The sequence below is a fragment of the Halorubrum ejinorense genome, from assembly GCF_039522565.1.
GTDB classification, from domain to species: Archaea; Halobacteriota; Halobacteria; order Halobacteriales; family Haloferacaceae; genus Halorubrum; species Halorubrum ejinorense.
This window is the reverse complement of sequence record NZ_BAAADQ010000002.1, coordinates 65440-81404: the sequence shown is the minus strand read 5'-3', so window position 1 is coordinate 81404 and position 15965 is coordinate 65440. Positions and strand designations below refer to the sequence as shown.

Annotated in this window: 18 protein-coding genes and 1 pseudogene; 9 read left to right on the top strand and 10 right to left on the bottom strand. The window is 64.3% G+C overall.

What is annotated here, in order from left to right:
• Nucleotides 1–412: 412 nt before the first annotated feature.
• Together ABDZ89_RS02570 and ABDZ89_RS02560 are read right to left on the bottom strand one after the other, a co-directional pair.
• Entirely contained in the window at nucleotides 413–2110 is a 1698-nt protein-coding gene (locus tag ABDZ89_RS02570; protein ID WP_343776353.1) for a sugar-transfer associated ATP-grasp domain-containing protein, read from the bottom strand.
• A gap of 631 nt (nucleotides 2111–2741) precedes the next feature.
• Nucleotides 2742–2909, bottom strand: a pseudogene (locus tag ABDZ89_RS02560) (type II toxin-antitoxin system HicB family antitoxin); the annotation flags it as partial.
• Between ABDZ89_RS02560 and ABDZ89_RS02555 the strand changes: the two are divergent.
• A complete protein-coding gene (locus ABDZ89_RS02555) occupies nucleotides 2841–3128 on the top strand; it encodes a DNA adenine methylase (RefSeq protein ID WP_343776350.1) in 288 nt (95 codons plus the stop codon). The pseudogene ABDZ89_RS02560 and the gene ABDZ89_RS02555 overlap by 69 nt on opposite strands.
• Complete coding sequence (locus ABDZ89_RS02550; protein ID WP_343776349.1) at nucleotides 3125–3301, top strand: hypothetical protein; 177 nt, start codon at nucleotides 3125–3127, stop codon at nucleotides 3299–3301. The genes ABDZ89_RS02555 and ABDZ89_RS02550 overlap by 4 nt, the downstream gene beginning before the upstream one ends.
• A 1200-nt stretch (nucleotides 3302–4501) precedes the next feature.
• Here ABDZ89_RS02550 and ABDZ89_RS02545 read toward each other — a convergent pair.
• From ABDZ89_RS02545 to ABDZ89_RS02535, 3 genes are all read right to left on the bottom strand, one after another.
• A complete protein-coding gene (locus tag ABDZ89_RS02545; RefSeq protein WP_343776347.1) occupies nucleotides 4502–4753 on the bottom strand; it encodes a hypothetical protein in 252 nt (83 codons plus the stop codon).
• Complete coding sequence (locus tag ABDZ89_RS02540; protein ID WP_343776345.1) at nucleotides 4746–5093, bottom strand: hypothetical protein; 348 nt, start codon at nucleotides 5091–5093, stop codon at nucleotides 4746–4748. The genes ABDZ89_RS02545 and ABDZ89_RS02540 overlap by 8 nt, the downstream gene beginning before the upstream one ends.
• Nucleotides 5094–5292: 199 nt before the next feature.
• Nucleotides 5293–5691, bottom strand: coding sequence for a PD-(D/E)XK family putative nuclease (locus ABDZ89_RS02535; protein WP_343776343.1), 399 nt, complete (start codon nucleotides 5689–5691; stop codon nucleotides 5293–5295).
• Between the two features lie 127 nt (nucleotides 5692–5818).
• Here ABDZ89_RS02535 and ABDZ89_RS02530 point away from each other — a divergent pair, with 127 nt between their 5' ends.
• Entirely contained in the window at nucleotides 5819–7660 is a 1842-nt protein-coding gene (locus ABDZ89_RS02530) for an SLC13 family permease (protein WP_343776341.1), read from the top strand.
• A gap of 288 nt (nucleotides 7661–7948) precedes the next feature.
• A complete protein-coding gene (locus tag ABDZ89_RS02525) occupies nucleotides 7949–8251 on the top strand; it encodes a DUF5789 family protein (RefSeq protein WP_343776339.1) in 303 nt (100 codons plus the stop codon).
• A gap of 473 nt (nucleotides 8252–8724) precedes the next feature.
• On the opposite strand, the gene ABDZ89_RS02520 is transcribed toward ABDZ89_RS02525, so the two are convergent.
• On the bottom strand, nucleotides 8725–8910 hold the full coding sequence (locus tag ABDZ89_RS02520) for a DUF7333 family protein (protein WP_343776337.1): 186 nt from the start codon (nucleotides 8908–8910) through the stop codon (nucleotides 8725–8727).
• 122 nt (nucleotides 8911–9032) lie between these two features.
• Nucleotides 9033–9272, bottom strand: a complete 240-nt coding sequence (locus ABDZ89_RS02515) for a hypothetical protein (RefSeq protein ID WP_343776335.1) — start codon at nucleotides 9270–9272, stop codon at nucleotides 9033–9035.
• A 234-nt stretch (nucleotides 9273–9506) separates the two neighbouring features.
• Between ABDZ89_RS02515 and ABDZ89_RS02510 the strand changes: the two genes are divergently transcribed.
• Nucleotides 9507–10130, top strand: coding sequence for a hypothetical protein (locus ABDZ89_RS02510; protein ID WP_343776333.1), 624 nt, complete (start codon nucleotides 9507–9509; stop codon nucleotides 10128–10130).
• A gap of 163 nt (nucleotides 10131–10293) precedes the next feature.
• On the opposite strand, the gene ABDZ89_RS02505 is transcribed toward ABDZ89_RS02510, so the two are convergent.
• Nucleotides 10294–10881, bottom strand: a complete 588-nt coding sequence (locus tag ABDZ89_RS02505; RefSeq protein ID WP_343776331.1) for a DUF8121 family protein — start codon at nucleotides 10879–10881, stop codon at nucleotides 10294–10296.
• A 357-nt stretch (nucleotides 10882–11238) separates the two neighbouring features.
• Here ABDZ89_RS02505 and ABDZ89_RS02500 point away from each other — a divergent pair, with 357 nt between their 5' ends.
• The 4 genes from ABDZ89_RS02500 (at nucleotide 11239) to ABDZ89_RS02485 (ending at nucleotide 13799) form a co-directional block, all read left to right on the top strand.
• The gene (locus tag ABDZ89_RS02500; protein ID WP_343776329.1) at nucleotides 11239–11598 is read left to right on the top strand and encodes a hypothetical protein; all 360 of its coding nucleotides are present in this window, start codon (nucleotides 11239–11241) and stop codon (nucleotides 11596–11598) included.
• A gap of 76 nt (nucleotides 11599–11674) precedes the next feature.
• Nucleotides 11675–12673 (top strand): dihydroxyacetone kinase subunit DhaK, encoded by a 999-nt coding sequence (gene dhaK / locus ABDZ89_RS02495; protein ID WP_343776327.1) that lies wholly within the window; start codon nucleotides 11675–11677, stop codon nucleotides 12671–12673.
• On the top strand, nucleotides 12670–13386 hold the full coding sequence (gene dhaL / locus ABDZ89_RS02490; RefSeq protein WP_343776325.1) for a dihydroxyacetone kinase subunit DhaL: 717 nt from the start codon (nucleotides 12670–12672) through the stop codon (nucleotides 13384–13386). Before dhaK ends, dhaL begins: the two co-directional genes overlap by 4 nt.
• Entirely contained in the window at nucleotides 13386–13799 is a 414-nt protein-coding gene (locus ABDZ89_RS02485; protein ID WP_343776323.1) for a PTS-dependent dihydroxyacetone kinase phosphotransferase subunit DhaM, read from the top strand. Before dhaL ends, ABDZ89_RS02485 begins: the two co-directional genes overlap by 1 nt.
• Before the next feature lie 26 nt (nucleotides 13800–13825).
• Here ABDZ89_RS02485 and ptsP read toward each other — a convergent pair whose 3' ends face one another.
• On the bottom strand, nucleotides 13826–15631 hold the full coding sequence (gene ptsP / locus ABDZ89_RS02480; protein ID WP_343776322.1) for a phosphoenolpyruvate--protein phosphotransferase: 1806 nt from the start codon (nucleotides 15629–15631) through the stop codon (nucleotides 13826–13828).
• A complete protein-coding gene (locus tag ABDZ89_RS02475) occupies nucleotides 15628–15957 on the bottom strand; it encodes an HPr family phosphocarrier protein (RefSeq protein WP_343776321.1) in 330 nt (109 codons plus the stop codon). Before ABDZ89_RS02475 ends, ptsP begins: the two co-directional genes overlap by 4 nt.
• Nucleotides 15958–15965 lie beyond the last annotated feature (8 nt).

The window sequence follows — 15965 nt, the reverse complement described above, 5'->3', positions numbered from 1 at the left end:
GGCTCGCCTCCCGCCGGGAGACGCCGACGAGGACGTTGTCATGGCCGGATCTGCCACGGGCAAACCAGCGCACGAGGTCCTCGGCGTGATCGGGGCGGAATTAGGGGTCCGTTGACGACTTGTTCTAGAAGTCGGGGAGTCTCGTCCTGCGATTCCTACGTTGAATCGCTATCTCCAAAGATTCCGTAAAACTGTGCTACACGGTACACAGCGAAGGCAGTGAACACGAGAGGCATCGCTGTAAAGAAGATCAGGATTACCTCTTCGCGAGTGAGTAGACCAGTGATCGCCGTCCGAGCGACTCCGGGTAGTCCTGCGAGGACAATAGGGATGAACAGGAGGATACTGAACAGTAAGGCGGCTGTGAGCTGCGTGTACGGCCACGCGTTGTCACCGACTTCTCTCGATGACATCAGATCCCCACCTCGCTGGGAGTCTTGCGCTCTGTAGGTAGTTGCTCAACCATCCCCCAGTCCTGTTTCGCCCATTCTTGCGAGCGGAGCACGCGGTTGTACGCAGATTGGAATTGGTCCGGATCACCGTGTGCTTCGACGTAGCGAAGGCGGTGTAGCAAGCCGTCCATATTCGCGTTCTGGATCCCGAGGCCGGGACGTCGATTCACTTCAAGCACCATTGGACCATCGTCCTCATCGAAGACAATATCCACGCCAGTGAACCCTAGGCCGCTCGAGATGGCTGCCTGCGAAGCCATCGTGAGGACGTCTTCCCAGTCGGGAATGCTGAATTCGAGATCGGCTCCCGAATCAGGGTGGGAGTCAATGAATTCGTTGCGGGTCTGCTGGTACCCACCGGACGCTTCACCAGTTGCAATATCGATAGCGACGGCGACAGCGCCCGTGTGAATATTCGCAGTTCCATTGGACTCCTCGGTCGGGAGTCGAACCATCGACATCACCGGAAAGCCGAGGAGAGTAATGACTCGAAGGTCGGGGACTCCACCTGTTGTTCGGTCAGCTAGCAGTCCATCAGGTGTGATGAACCCCTCGACGAGGGCCTCTCTCCGAGCGCCATAGTCACTGACACCACCGACACAGATATTTCGCGTATGGGCCACGATTTCATCAGCCGTTAGCCGCCCACGGTTCGTGAGGAACTCGTTGGTCTCCTCGTCGCGACCACGAACAGCGAGTACGTCACGGCCACCGGAGCCATCAATCGGCTTAATAGCGAACTTGTCCTGTGTCTCGAGAAGCGTCTGAAGTTCCTGGAAATCGGACTCATCCTCAGCGATGAGATAGGTGGCAGGCGTGGGAATCGAAAGCCCGTGAAGAGTTCTCTTTACCTTGCCTTTATTGAACGTCGACATGACCGACGCGGGGTTGTATTTGCTGATGAACTCTCGATTTCTGATGCGCATCGTGAGAATATTACCGGCATTTTTTGCTCCAAGAGAGCGCCGTAACGTTCTGAATCGGAGGTATTCGCCGAGGCGAGTATCAGTGGCCGTCCCGAGGAAAATGTTGATAGCTACAAGTGCGACCCACAGCTCCGGAGAACGGATGACGAATCCGACGAGTGGCTCGTAGCTGATAATAAAGAACGCTACAGCGATACTGACAAGCGTAGCAGCGAGGCGGCGTGCCGCAGGCGGCCACCCGGTTTCGGTGAGACTCCCGACGAAGCGCTCAGCGTACCAAGTGGTCAACACCACCGGAAATAGAATAATCGCCTGAAGCGATGAGAGATCTTGGAGTTGGCCAGCGGCTTCGATTACAAATAAGCCAATAGCTGCGACGACGAGGAGTGACGCCACACGGTGGGCGGTTCCGAGATCCAAGTCACTGATTGCGACACGAGCGAGTGACGTGATGATGAAGATATAAGCGATAACGATAAACCCCCAAAACGGTCCAATAATCACCCACGAAAAGGAGAGAATTACTGGCCCGAACACGCCGAAGGTGCTCATACCGAGTTCATTCCGAAGGATCGCGATAATCGTCCCGGCGACCATCAGCTGGAACGCAAAGTCGAGATCTCGAGCTACCGGCACGAACAGATCAGAATTGGCCCGGAGAAACACTGCTACGACAGCAAGCCCGAACAGAAGCACCAAACTCGGGAGATGCTGTTTGAGATCTAGATCCACGAGTTCCCTACGAATATGTCGCAAAGTATAGTCAGATTACTCTCTTCATTCTGGGGCGATATGGTCCTCTCACGCCCATTCACGGGAACGCACCTGATGTACATTATATACCTATCAATTAGCGTAAGAATACTTAAAGTAATCTCTTCCTAATCATCGTTACTGGAGTAAAAACACCATATGCTAGTCGAGACGCCAAGCCGGTAGTCACTCAGAGCACCTGTCGGTTTCAGAAAGTGAACTCCCCTTACTGACCGATCACTCTCTCCCGTAGACCGGCCTCGGTTTGTACCTCATTCACGCCGTATTCAACACGACTGCCGAAACCAATCACCGATTGAGAGATTCACGATAACGGGATGTATAAGAAGTCGGGAAGTCGGGAATCAGCGATGCTCGTCGATCCACTCGCGCGTGGAAGTCGTCGGCGCCGCACAGGTCAGCGATCGAGTGGAGCGTCCCGGTCGGGATCTCGTCTTCCGACGCCATCGGCACAGTTACCACGCGAACCTCGTCCGTGTCCGGTAACTCGTACCGCATCCTCAGGTGGCTCTCGACTCGACCGACGCAATCCTAGCCGGAGCGTGGAGAACAGACGCGATCTCGCGTCCGAGAAACTCGTCCGAACCATTCACTTCGTGAAGTCAGGAAGCTCCTCGTCGCCGGGTTCCGAGTCGTCGAGGTCCCACTCTTCGAGATCCCCGTCGGTGACGGGCTCGCCGCCGCCCTCGTGGAGTTCGATCGCCTCCGCGAGCATCCGGAGGGCTTCCGCCTTCGTGTCGCCGAAGGAGGCGACACCGGGTACGACTGCCCGGCCGGGTTCGGGACCTCGAAGGTGTCGAGTCGGGCGCTGTCGTACGCGAACAAGGTCGACCGCCTCGACGAGTTCGCCGAGCGCTCCGGGGACGTGGTCGCCGAGAACCTCGACTGGGCCGACGTCTTCGCGAAGTACGACGGCGAGGACACCGTGTTCTACTGCGACCGCCCTACGTCGGCTACGAGGACTACTACCTCGTGAACGCGATCGACCACGAAGCGCTCGTCGACGGGATGGCGAGACTGGAGGACGACTGGGTCTGCTCGTACGAGGACCTGCCGGAGACGTTCGAGGACGTGTACGTGCTCGACCGCGACGAGAAGCGGTTCATCAACAGCGGGAAGCGTCGCTCGACGAGCGGGCGGACGGACTGATCGCGTTCTGCCAAGCGAACGGGATCCACATCGATGAGCGCGAGGCGCACCTCCGGGTCCGAATGGGGAACCTCGCGGACGAGTCCTAGTCAGGGCTGGTGACGCGGCTCAAGCGATACTGGGTCGGTGCGGGTCGCGATCCGGAGCGACTGAAAGAGGCGGTGTCGCACTACCGAGACGCGTCGGGTCCGAAGATCCGGCCGGTGCGGAGTGCGTGGGGGAAGGGGCAGACGCTCCGGTAGCGCGGCCCCTCGTGAGTGGCAACACTACCCAGATCCTGTTTTCGCCACGATCGGTCCTCTCGACCGGTTGGTTCGCGACGATCTCGACCGCAACACAAGCGCGGATCCGGACTCGACGAGCTGCTCGCCGACACCGAACCGACACCGAGGGGTCGGTTGGCGGTTAGGGGTGTGGCTAAGGCCACATAGCTAAGATACCACCCCGCTTCACCAGGGTTATTGGGCAGTTAAATAGAAATAATATAAATATGACAATAGTTGGTTGCCATCTCAAATGACTCTACAGACTTTACTGTCTATTGGGCTTCCGTCACGAGGTGAATCCTAATCGGATAGAGAATCATCATCGATTGTGGCTATGTTGTGAGACTGATGGATACTCAATTGGATGCGCTTTGACTTCCCGGCGCTTGGGTTTTTAACAATAATTCTCTCGTCGGCAGACTTGTTGTCGGGATAACCGATGACACGAACTATGAGAGTCGATAAAACGATAGATCTGGTCAGAACAGCCATTGTAATAACCGTCGGTGCTTGGGTGTTGCTCCAGATGCTGGTGATGTTGTACTAACTTTGGCCGAATAAGCCAAATGGGGTACAGCACCCCTTCTTGATCCTAGAAAAGGATCGCCACCGTCTGGAGCAGGACCCAGACGCCCACGATAATTACGATGGCTATTCGAAACGCCTCAATTGCGGTCTCAGATGTCATTGCGTACAGCCGCCGGCTTTTAGCCGGCGACAAGACGGTCGACGAGTGATACCCCATTAAAAACCCAAGCGCCGGGCTCGGCGAAAAATTGGGTCGGAAATAACACCTTGGATAATTAGGCTTATTCGACTCTGTTGAAATCCTCGATCGGAGATATATTGTTGAAGACGTGCTGAATACAGCGCGCACATGTATCAGAACGCGTAATGGGGATGGGTATAGTCTGTAAGAAGGAAATGTGCGATCTCATGACTCTGTAAGTCCCTCAATTAAGGATTGGACGGCTTCTTGATCTGCTTCCCAGTCGTCTTCAGACTCAATGACATACTTCTGTTTTCTCTTCCAACTGCCTTCCTTCTGTTTCCAGAGATAAATACTGATTTTGCGCCCACTGAATCCCTCATACAGCACCACTGCTTTCCACCAGTTACTCGACTTGTAGACAGTTCTGCCGTCAAGCTCATTCAAATCCTCGTGAATCGGAAACTGGTCAGACATCCGTTTTATCCTCTAACTTCTCGACGACACGGTTGGCGGTCAACTCCGCGATTAGGGCTGCCGATGATTCAGAGGTATCATCCGTCTCCTGTAGCAACTCTTTGAAATTGACCTGACCTTGGAGTTCTCGGGCCTGTTCCGCGAGTTCTTCTCGATCGTCATGGCTCAACGATCCCGTCTCTTCAAGCGTTGTACCCCAGCGCGGGATTCTGGGCCGCGGGTCATGATAAGCATCCAGCAAATGATGAAGAAAGCCATCCCAAGTGCTGTTGTCTGGTTTTGTGTCGCTGAGTCGCTCGTGGGTGTCCGGACTGACTTTGATGTTTTTTCTGTCTGCCATTGTATCCCACCTGTATCCCAGAGAGCAGACTACAAATAGTTTGGGATAATATTGTATCCCAAAATTGACGAGGAGAATATAAAATAGATCATCAAACTAGCTTTCTCGAATAGAACATGGCCTCTGCTGAACACAACCTCTGTATCTCGCACGCCGATCCTCACAGTTCATAAGAATTTCAACAGTGCCAGTATGTACATTACGGCCTGATTCTTCCCGGGTTGATTTGCGCCTCCCGAGAGTGACTCCGATAGTGCGTGTCCCCTGGATTCGTCCAGTTCGTGATTTCTAAGTCCCGGGCCTTCACAGTCCGCGACGACACGACAGTTATCTCTCTCCCTTCCGCTCGGTACCACACGAGCGCATACCCGCCGTCAGCGTTCGCGAGCGTCTCGTGCTGGTCCTCCCAGAACTTGAACGTCGGTCGAACTCCGTTCACCATCGACCCCTTCACGTCCCACGGACGGCCGTCCTCGTCGGCCGCGTCGAACTTGAGCCCGTCCACGACCGGATAGTCGAGCGTGAGGGGGTAGCGGTCCGTCGCCCACGGCTCGACGAGCTTCTCGTACCGACCGACGGTCGCCGGGTCGTAGCTCACCAGCAAGGTACTCTCCCCAGATTCGTAAATCCGACAGCGCTCGCGACGCTCGTCCGCGCCGACCGCCGAGTCGGTGACCGAACGAGGCGGGACAACAGTCAAGGCCGCGACCCGAGTCGGCAGGGACATGGCAGTTTTCGAGGTGACGGGCGCGACCGTGGTCTTCGCTCTCATCGCGCTGGTGCTCGTCGCGTTCGTCACCGAGGTGGTGCCCAACGACGTCACGGCCATCGGCGTCGTCGCGGCGCTCGTCGTCCTCGAACCGTGGACCGGCGTGGGTCCGCGGGCCGCCATCTCGGGGTTCGCGAACCCCGCAACGGTCACGATCATCGCGATGTACATGCTCAGCGCCGGCGTCCAGAACACGGGCGTCGTCGAACGGCTCGGGGTCTACCTCGCCGACTTCACCGCGGGCAGGGAGTTCCGCGCGCTCGTCGCGACCGTCTGTACGACCGGCCCGATCGCGGGATTCGTGAACAACACGCCCGTCGTGGCCGTCTTCATTCCGATGGTCACGGAACTCGCGGAGACGACCGAGCTCAGCCCTTCGAAGCTCCTGTTGCCGCTGTCGTACGCCGCCATCCTCGGCGGGACGCTCACGCTCATCGGCACGTCGACGAACATCCTCGCCAGCGACTTCGCTCGCCTCCTCATCGACGGCCGGGACGGGATCGGCATGTTCGAGTTCAGCGGCCTCGGGCTGGTCCTCCTGACGGTCGGGCTCGCGTACCTCCTCACCGTCGGGTGGCGACTCACGCCGGCTCGGGTTCCCGTGGACAGCGACCCGATCGCGGAGTTCGAAATCGCCGACTACCTGACCTCCATGCGGGTACGGGCGGATTCGCCCCTCGTCGGCCTCTCCGTCGAAGAGTGTGACCGCGAGTATCCGGACACCCGCGTCCTCCAGGCGCGCCGGGACGGCGCGGCGTACGCCGGTCCGCACTCCGACCGCCTCATCGAGGCCGGTGACACGCTGATCGTCCACGGGTCGCTACAGACGATCGATCAGTTCCGCAAGGAGGCGGCCCTCAACAAGCGGGTACAACAGCGAGTGACCGAGGAGACGTTCGAGTCGACTGCCACGGAGGGCACCTTAGCGAAGGCGGTCGTCTTAGAGGACTCGCCGTTCGTCGGCGAGACCGTCACCGAGACCGGACTTCACGACTATCACGAGACCAGCGTCCTCGCCATCCGCCGCGGGAGCGACCTGTTCCGAACGGACGTCGACGACCGGACGCTACAGGCCGGCGACCTGCTACTGGTGCGGACGACGCCGGCGTCCATCCGGTACTTCACGGAGACGGGGGACCTCCTCGTCGCCGACGAGCGCGCCGTGGAGCGCCTGGCCGACGCGGACGTCGACGAGATCGCGCCGCTCTCTCCGAAGGCGCCGCTCGCGATCGGGATTCTGGCCGGCGTCGTCGGCCTCGCTGCGCTCGATGTCCTCCCGATCGTCATCGCCGCGTTGATAGGGGTCGTTGCGATGGTCGTCACGGGGTGTCTGACCACCCCGGACGCGTACGACGCGGTCTCGTGGAACGTCATCTTCCTGCTGGCGGGCGTCATTCCGCTCGGTATCGCGCTCGAGGCGACCGGAGGCGCGGCCCTCATCTCTAACTTTCTCGTCGCGACGGAGGGGTCCCTCCCGCTCGTCGGTGTGCTGTTCGTTCTGTACGCCGTTTCGGGGGTGCTGGCGAGCGTCATTACGCCGGTGGCGACGGCGGTGTTGATGATTCCGGTCGGGGTCGACGCGGCGTCCCAACTGGGCGCGAACGAGTTCGCGTTCCTGCTCGCGGTGATGTTCGCTTCCGCGACGTCGTTCATGACGCCAGTCGGCTACCAGACGAACCTCATGGTGTACGGCCCCGGTGGGTACAGGTTCACCGACTTCCTTCGGGTCGGTGGCCCGCTCCAGTTGCTGCTCGCCGTCGTCGCGACGGTCGGGATCACCGTCCTTTGGGGCCTTTAATCGGCGTGTGGGCGGTCGGGTATCAGGCCGATTCGTGGTCGAAGGCTCTGTTGAAATCCTATTCTTCAGACACAAACTGAGCTGAAACAGCTGGTCGCAGAGGAATGTATGCTTACTGGTTGGTTCTGATAGGAGAGGCGTCGAATTTTCGGGTGTTCTGCGAAAGCAGATTTACGACGAGCTTCGTTCAGCGGTCATCAATACACCGAGGGTATTCTCATCGTGTTCAAGATGGGCACATCAGGGAGCGACCACACCGTTATCCGGTTCCATCGCCTACGGAGAGATATGCCAGATGACGAAGAGCGACGCGAACCAGAGCGGAAACGGGAGGAAACACGTGACCGCGATCAGGAAGACAAAGCAATGCCCGGCGACCCTGACGAGCGGCTTGGTGAACTTGATAACGAACTCGAAGCCGAAGAATATCCGACCACGACGAACGAATTGGTCGAGGCCTACGGCGACTACGGCATCGAAACCCAACACGGGACGAAAACTCTCGAAGAAGTACTTGCCTCAACGGACGACCAAACGTTCGACTCCCCTGATGACGTTCGCAGTCGAATACTGGGAATGATACACCGGTAGGGAATGCGCCCGACCATCTCCTCCTCCCGCTGGTCGCTTCCAAATAAGAAGACGTAGTCTCTACATCCTCAGTTTGGAGTCGAACTGGAACTCCTTGATGAGGAATGCATCCTCTATACTGAGCGATTGAGGATATGAAAATATCAACTAATGAGGATTTCAACAAAGCCTGCTCGAAGGGATCCGACGGGTTCCCGTCCTCTCCGGAGACCAGCTCGGCCGCTCGGCCGGTCGGTGACGGGGCGCTGTTCAGCTGAGCCGTCGTCGACGCCTCCGAGCCGTTCGCGTCGGAAAGCGCTCCGGTCGCGACGTCCCCCCGACTCACGCGCTTCGCGTTCCCGGGTAGCAAGACGCGTCCGCACGAGTGGGTGTCTCGCCGTGGCCGTTCCGCGAGTAAGCGTCACGGGCAACGTGGCGGGCACCGTCGCGCTCGGCCGCGTTGCGCGCCTCTGGTGGGCGCCCCCGACCGGAGCCTAGGGGCTCGCGCGGAACTCGCCGTGTTTCATCCCGAAGAAGAACGCGACGACCGAGAAGACGATCATCGAGGGCAGGACCATCATGAACACGGTCGAGGGCGTCATCACGCTCGTGAGCCCGATCGAGGCGACGGCGACGATCGCGGCGAGCGGGACGACTGACCGCGGGAAGTCGAATTCCATACCGGTCGTTGTGGCTGGACGGACAAAACCGTTGATAAACCACAGGCGCGGAGAGCCGATTCGCGAACGGCCGTACCAGGCGCTGTCTCCGGACGCCGAAGCGCGTCCCCCGACTCGACTCCCTACCGCTCGGCGAGTAGCTCGTCGAGCCGGTCGCTCCCGGCGTCGACGTATCTACCGTAGAAACAGAGCGTCCGCGACGCGGCGAGCGCGTCGGCGAGCACGTCCGCCCGCTCGGGCAGCCCCACGTCGAGGAGGAGCAGCCCCCGGGGCGTCTCGACGGCGACCGGGTTGAGCCGCATCTCGCGGTCGCCCGTCGAGACGTCGAGCGGAAGTCCGGACAGGCCGGGTGCGAGTTCCATGCGATCGCCACCGCCGCGACCGGAATGGAACCAGTGGCTCCGGCGGGACGGAGGCGTCACGGCTCCGCGTCTGTCGACTCGGGAGGCCGGCCGAGTCCCCAGCCGCCACCTGGCGGGGACGCCAGACCGGGCGCGCACCGAGCCCGTCGCTGAGGGATTTCGGTCGTCCGGTTCGCGAGGAGGCGACCCGATCCCGCCCACAGACGTATGGTCGTCGGCCCTGTTCGGTGACACGTGACTGACGAGACCGGCGCGGACGACGCGGGTATCGGTGCGGTGACCGAGTGGAGCGGCGGGTTCAGTTGGATCGCACACCCCGAGGAGGACGCGGAGCGAGCGAGCCACGCGCTCGCGACGGACGCCGGCGTCTGGGTGATCGACCCCGTCGACGCAGACGGGTTAGACGACGCGCTGGGGGAACTCGGCGACGTTGCCGGTGTCGCTGTCCTTCAGGACCGACACACGCGCGACGCCGCGGCGGTGGCGGACAGACACGACGTCGCGGTCTCGGTGCCGGGCTGGATGGAGCTGACTCGGGAGAAACTCGACGCGGACGCCGAGGCGACCGGAGAGACGCTCGCCGGAACGGACTACGCGGTCCGCGAACTGACCCGCTCCGACGAGTGGGAGGAGGCCGTCCTGTGGAACGGGTCGACGGCGACGCTCGTCGTGCCGGAGACGCTCGGGACGCTCCCCGCGTTCGGAGCCGAGGGCGATACGCTCGGTCTTCACCCGGCTGTCGAGGAGGCTCCGGAGCTGCTCGCCGCGTGGGAGCCCGAACACGTGCTCGTCGGGCACGGGGTGAGCGTTCACGAGGGGGCGAGCACGGCGCTCGCGGCCGTGTTCGACTCGAACTGAGTGACCGAGCGGCGGTCGCGGCGAGCGCTCCGCGCCCGGAGGAGACGCGCCGCCGGTCGGCTCATCGGCCCGGTCGTGTGGCTTGCCGACATAGCCGGACGACTCGCCGACACAGCCGGACGACCCCTCGGCCACACCGACCGAACCGGCGACCGGGCCGCAGCTACCGTTCGGCGAGCGCCGGGTACGCCAACTGAAGCTCCCCGTCGAGCGTGTAGTCGCTCCCGAGAACGCCAGACCCCGTGAGTTCGACGGTCGCGCGGATCCGCAACTCCGTGTCCTCGCTTGCGGCGGGGATGACGACGAGACCGAGCGTGCTGATCGTCTCGTCCGCGAGGTCGTCCAAGTCCGTGATCTCGACGACCGTGCCGGGCCGGCGATCGGGCGTGTACAATGAGATCGACGGCGGCGGAGAACTGTCCCCCTCGACCGGAGAGACGACCGCGACTCTCGCGGGCGATCCCGTCGCCGGATCGGGGGTCCAGACGTTCAGCCTGATCGACGAGACGCGCGTCCCCTCTCGGTGCCAGATCTCGGTCGAGAGGTCGATCCGGCCGGAGTCGACGGTCCCGTCCACGCCGACGTGGCCCACCTCCCCGTCGTCCGCCTCGAAGACGAGCGTCTTCCGCCCCGGCGAGTCCGCGTCCACGGTCGGCTCGGAGATCGTCTGCGTGTCCGAAACGGCGCTACAGCCTGCCGCCGCGGCGACGCTGGCGGTGGACACCGCCGCGAGATACGTCCGCCTGTTCATGTCGAGGACGAGGGGTACCGGTTCGAAAAGGACGGTGGTGGGTCAAACGCGCCTTTGTGCGTCGCCGACGCCGGAACGACGCACTCCGCATTCGGACGGGGAAATAGTTCTCTGGGTTATGTCGGACATTAGATGTATATTCGCGGAGAGCCGCAGGTACGACGTGACGTCTGAGGGCGTGACACTGGCCGTCGGCACGGAGTCGTATCCCGGGCGGTTCGAGGGTCGGACGAGCCGACCTCTCGACGGTCGCTGTGAGACGCCGCGATCGGCCGCGACGGGCACGGGTCGCTCGTTTCGAGATCCCGGAACGACGACGACCACAGCAGTTTAGACGCCGTTCTCCGTGGGCCGGACATGGACCTCTTCGAGAACGGCGGGACCTGTTCGAACGGGCACCGCTTCGCGTCGCCGAAGCGCGCGGGCGACGGCACCTACTACTGCCCGACCTGTAACGCGAAGAACGTCACGCCGGGCACGGACGGCGTCGAGGAGGGCGGCCGCTGTCTGAAGGGCCACCACTTCGCCGCGCCGACTGAAGTCGGGAACGGGACCTACGTCTGTCCGGCCTGCGAGTCGAGGGACCTCGACCCGACGACCGCCATCGAGTCCGGCGGCGTCTGTCAGAACGACCACCAGTTCGCGTCGCCCGACCGGACCGACGCCGGGGTCTACCGCTGTCCGGAGTGCGAGACCGTCACCGTCGAACCGAACTGACCGGCGAGCGACGGAGAGCGACGACCAGAAGCCCCCACTACGTTTAACCGGTCCGGGCGAGTCAGTTTGATCGATCATGAAGAAGCTGATCAACGATCCGGACGACGTCGTCGACGAGATGCTCGACGGGATGACCGCGGCGTATCCCGACCGCCTGCGACGCCTCGACGGAACGCAAGTGCTCGTCCGCGACGACGGGCCGGTAGACGGGAAGGTGGGGATCGTCACCGGCGGCGGCAGCGGCCACGAGCCGACCCACGCCGGGTACATCGGTGACGGGATGTTAGACGGCGCGGCGGCGGGCGACGTGTTCTCCTCGCCGACGGCCGACGAGTTCGAAGCCTTGATCGGCGCCTGCGACGCCGGCGACGGCGTCCTCGCTGTCATCAAGAACTACGAGGGCGACGTGATGAACTTCGAGACCGCCATCGAACTCGCGGAGATGGAGGGCGTCGAAGTTGAGAGCGTCGTGGTCGACGACGACGTGGCGGTCGAGGACTCGCTGTACACCTCCGGCCGGCGGGGCGTCTGCGGGACCATCCTCGTCCACAAGGCCGCGGGCGCGAAGGCCGCGCAGGGCGCAGACCTGTCCGAGGTGAAACGCGTCGCCGAGAAGGTGGTCGACAACGTCGGGACGATGGGCACCGCGCTCACCTCCTGTACCACCCCCGAGAAGGGCGAGCCCACCTTCGATCTGGGCGACGACGAGATCGAACTCGGGATCGGGATTCACGGGGAGCCGGGCACGGAACGCACCGGGACCATGAGCGCCGACGAGGTCACGGACGAACTGACCGAGGCGGTCCTCGACGACCTCGACCTCGACGAGGGACAGGAGGTGCTCACGATCGTTAACGGGATGGGCGCCACGCCGCAGATGGAGCTGTTCGTGGTCAACCGCCGGCTTCAGGAGCTGCTCGGCGAACGCGGCCTCGAAACGCACGACGCCTGGGTCGGCGACTACATGACTTCCCTCGACATGGCGGGCGCGTCGATCACGGTGTGTGCGGTCGACGAGGAGCTGAAGGAGCTGTTCGCGGCGCCGGCCGACACCCCGGCCATGTCCGTCCAATGACCGAGGACGGCGCGACGGTCGTCGCGGCGGTCGAGGCCGTCGCAGAACGCATCGAGGCGGAGCGCGACCACCTGACGGAGCTGGACTCCGCCATCGGCGACGCCGACCACGGCGGGAACATGGCGCGCGGCTGGGCCGAGGCGGCGGCGGCCGCGAGCGACCTCGACGACCCGGACGCCGAGACGGTCGCGAAGACGGTCGGCAAGACGCTGATGGCCGAGGTCGGCGGGGCCTCCGGCCCGCTGTTCGGCGGCTCGCTCGTGTTCGCGGCCGGCGACCTCGAAGACGGGATCACGGCCGAAACCGCGGTCGCGTTCGCCGAGACGTACCTAGAGAAAGTCGAGGACAGAGGCGACGCGCGCGTCGGCGACCAGACGATGGTGGACGCGCTGACGCCCGCGGTCCACACGTTCAAGAAGTCGATCGAGGTCGACGACCTCCCCCCGATCGAGGCGCTCGCGAAGGCGGTCGACGCCGCGGAGCGCGGCGTCGCGTTCACCGTCCCGCTCCGCGCCCGGAAGGGCCGCGCCTCGTATCTCGGCTGGCGCTCGGTCGGCCACCAGGACCCCGGCGCGACGAGCACGCTGTTCATCGCGGAGGAGCTCCTCGCCGTCGCCGCCGACCGACTCGGCGTCGACGTGCCGGAGACGGACGCCTCCTCGCCGACGATCCCGGACGAGGACCCCGACGAGGCGGAGCCGGAGGGAGCCTGATGGTCGGGATCGTCGTCGTCTCACACAGCGAGCGGGCGGCCGAGGGGATCGCGGAGATCGCCGCCGAGATGGCGGGCGACACCCGCATCGAGCCGGTCGGCGGCGACGGGAAAGGCGGGATCGGCACCGTCCCCGACGCGATCGAGACGGCGATCGACGCCGCGGCCGGCGGCGACGGGGGCGGCGGCGGCGGGGAGACGACGACCGACCCCGTGGTCGTCCTCGTCGACCTCGGCAGCGCGGTGATGAACGCCGACGTCGCCGTCGAACTGAGCGACGCCGAGGCGGTGATCGCCGACGCGCCCGTCCTCGAGGGCGCGGTCAACGCGGCGGTGGCGGCCACCGACCCGTCCGCGACGGTCGATTCCGTCCGGGAGCAGGCCGAGGCGGCCCGGGACATCGAGAAGCTGTAGGGCGGGGCGACGCTCTCTGTCTCGGATTATTCCGCTCGGTCGTCGAGATCGAGCACGTCCGTTACCGCTCGTCGCGTCTCGCAGGCGAGCGCGTCGTCCGCCAGCGCCGCCGCGGCGCCGCTGTCGACCGCGCGGACCCGGGCCTTCACCTCGGGCACCGTCACCGCGCTCATGCTGAGTTCGTCGAAGCCGAGCCCGACGAGCAGCTCGGTCAGCGCCGGGTCGCCGGCCATCTCGCCGCACATTCCAACCCACGCGTCGGCGTCCGCGGCGGCCGCGGTGGTGCGGTCGAGCGCGCGCAACACCGCAGGGTGGAGCGGGTCGTGGTAGTCGGCGACGGCGTCGTTGCCGCGGTCGGCGGCCATCACGTACTGAGCGAGGTCGTTCGTCCCGACGCTCAGGAAGTCGAGCCGCTCCGCGAGCGCGTCGGCGACGAACACCGCGGCCGGCGTCTCGATCATCGCCCCCAGCTCCGGGACCGCGTGGTCCACGCCCTCGGCCGCGAGGTCGGCCGCGACCGACTCGACGGTCTCGACCGCTCGCTCGACCTCCTCGACTCGGCTGACGAGGGGGAACATCACGGCGAGCCGGTCGCCGTGTTCGGTGGCGGCCGCGCGGAGCAGGGCCCGGAGCTGCGTTTCGAAGAGGGCCGCGTGCTCGCCGAGCGACAGCCGGACGCCGCGCCGACCGAGGAACGGGTTCTCCTCCTCGGGGAGATCCAGGTACGGGACCGGCTTGTCGCCGCCGATGTCGACCGTTCGGACGACGACGCGGTCGTCCGGAAACGCCGACAGCGCGGCCGTGACCGCCTCGTACTGTTCAGCCTCGGTCGGCGGTGACTCGCGGTCGATGAAGAGGAACTCGGTGCGGAACAGCCCGACCCCGTCCGCGCCGCGCTCGGCGGCCGGCCCCAGTTCGGTCTCGCCGCCGACGTTCGCCGCGACCTCGATCGGTCGCCCGTCGGCGGTCTCGACACGCGCTGTAATCGCGTCCGGACCGTCTTCCTCCGCCGCAGCACGGTGCTCCTCGTCGGGGTCGACGATCACTCGTCCGGCGTCGCCGTCGACGAGGACCGTCTCCCCGTCGGCGACCGATTCGAGCGCCTCGCCGACGCCGACCACCGCGGGGATGGCGAGCGACCGCGCGATGATCGCGGCGTGAGACGTGCGGCCCCCTTCGACCGTCGCGATCCCGGCGATGGCGTCGGGGTCGAGCGCGGCGGTGTCACTCGGCGTGAGCCGCTCCGCCAGCAGGACCGTGCCGGTCGGGAGGGCGCCGAGGTCGGCGGGGGATCGGGCGGGGCCGGAGTGGACCGGTCCGTCACCGGGGTCACCCGGTCCGTCGTCCGGTTCGGGGCGATCGGTCGCGGTCGCTCCAGACGGCTCGTCGGCTTCCGCGTCGAGGAGCGCGCGGAGCAGTCGGTCTCGCACGTCGCGGAGGTCGTCGGCCCGCTCGGCCATCCGGCCGTCCATCTCCTCGAACTGCGCGACCGCCTCGCCGAATCGGTCGTCGACGGCGTGGACCGCGGGCGTCCCGTCGCCGATCGCGCCCTCGACGTCCTCGACGATCGTCGGGTCGTCCAGAAAGCTCTCGTGCGCCTCGAACACCGCGGCCTCGTCCTCGCCGACGCGCTCGGCCGTCCGGTCGCGAGCGTCGCGGAGGGCCGCCCGAGCCGCGTCCCGAGCCGCCCCGTACCGCGCGAGTTCGGCCTCGGTGTCGACGGACTCGGGGGCGGGGCGGTCCGGGAGCGTCAGGTCGGCGTCGGGTCGGTACCAGCGCGCCGTGCCGACGCCGGAGCGGGGCGTGCTGCCGACGCCGTCGAGCCCCCTCACGACGCGTCACCCGCTTCCGGGTCGGCGTTCCCGGAGTCACCCTCCCCCTCGTCTCCGCCGTCGAGAGGCGACGCGAGAAGCTCGCAGACCGCGTCCAGCGCCGCCCCGGCGTCGGGCCCCTCGGCGACCACGCGGACCGACTCGCCGTGTCCGACGTTCAGGCCGCTCACGGCGAGTATGCTGTCGGCGCGAACGAGGCCGTCGGCGCCGTCGGCCGCGCGTCCGACCGACACCTCGGCGTCGAATCGGTTCGCCGTCTGTACCAGCTTCGAGGCGGGTCGCGCGTGGAGTCCGGCCTCGGGTTCGACCGTCACGGTGCGTTCCATGCGTTGGG

What these genes read in the sequence shown, in the direction of transcription:
- ABDZ89_RS02475 (WP_343776321.1), bottom strand. Translation starts at nt 15,957, where the DNA reads ATGGAACGCACCGTGACGGTCGAACCCGAGGCCGGACTCCACGCGCGA.
- dhaL (WP_343776325.1), top strand. Translation starts at nt 12,670, where the DNA reads ATGACCGAGGACGGCGCGACGGTCGTCGCGGCGGTCGAGGCCGTCGCA.
- dhaK (WP_343776327.1), top strand. Translation starts at nt 11,675, where the DNA reads ATGAAGAAGCTGATCAACGATCCGGACGACGTCGTCGACGAGATGCTC.
- ABDZ89_RS02540 (WP_343776345.1), bottom strand. Translation starts at nt 5,093, where the DNA reads ATGGCAGACAGAAAAAACATCAAAGTCAGTCCGGACACCCACGAGCGA.
- ABDZ89_RS02520 (WP_343776337.1), bottom strand. Translation starts at nt 8,910, where the DNA reads ATGGAATTCGACTTCCCGCGGTCAGTCGTCCCGCTCGCCGCGATCGTC.
- ABDZ89_RS02545 (WP_343776347.1), bottom strand. Translation starts at nt 4,753, where the DNA reads ATGTCTGACCAGTTTCCGATTCACGAGGATTTGAATGAGCTTGACGGC.
- ABDZ89_RS02485 (WP_343776323.1), top strand. Translation starts at nt 13,386, where the DNA reads ATGGTCGGGATCGTCGTCGTCTCACACAGCGAGCGGGCGGCCGAGGGG.
- ABDZ89_RS02515 (WP_343776335.1), bottom strand. Translation starts at nt 9,272, where the DNA reads ATGGAACTCGCACCCGGCCTGTCCGGACTTCCGCTCGACGTCTCGACG.
- ABDZ89_RS02530 (WP_343776341.1), top strand. Translation starts at nt 5,819, where the DNA reads ATGGCAGTTTTCGAGGTGACGGGCGCGACCGTGGTCTTCGCTCTCATC.
- ABDZ89_RS02525 (WP_343776339.1), top strand. Translation starts at nt 7,949, where the DNA reads ATGCCAGATGACGAAGAGCGACGCGAACCAGAGCGGAAACGGGAGGAA.
- ABDZ89_RS02505 (WP_343776331.1), bottom strand. Translation starts at nt 10,881, where the DNA reads ATGAACAGGCGGACGTATCTCGCGGCGGTGTCCACCGCCAGCGTCGCC.
- ABDZ89_RS02500 (WP_343776329.1), top strand. Translation starts at nt 11,239, where the DNA reads ATGGACCTCTTCGAGAACGGCGGGACCTGTTCGAACGGGCACCGCTTC.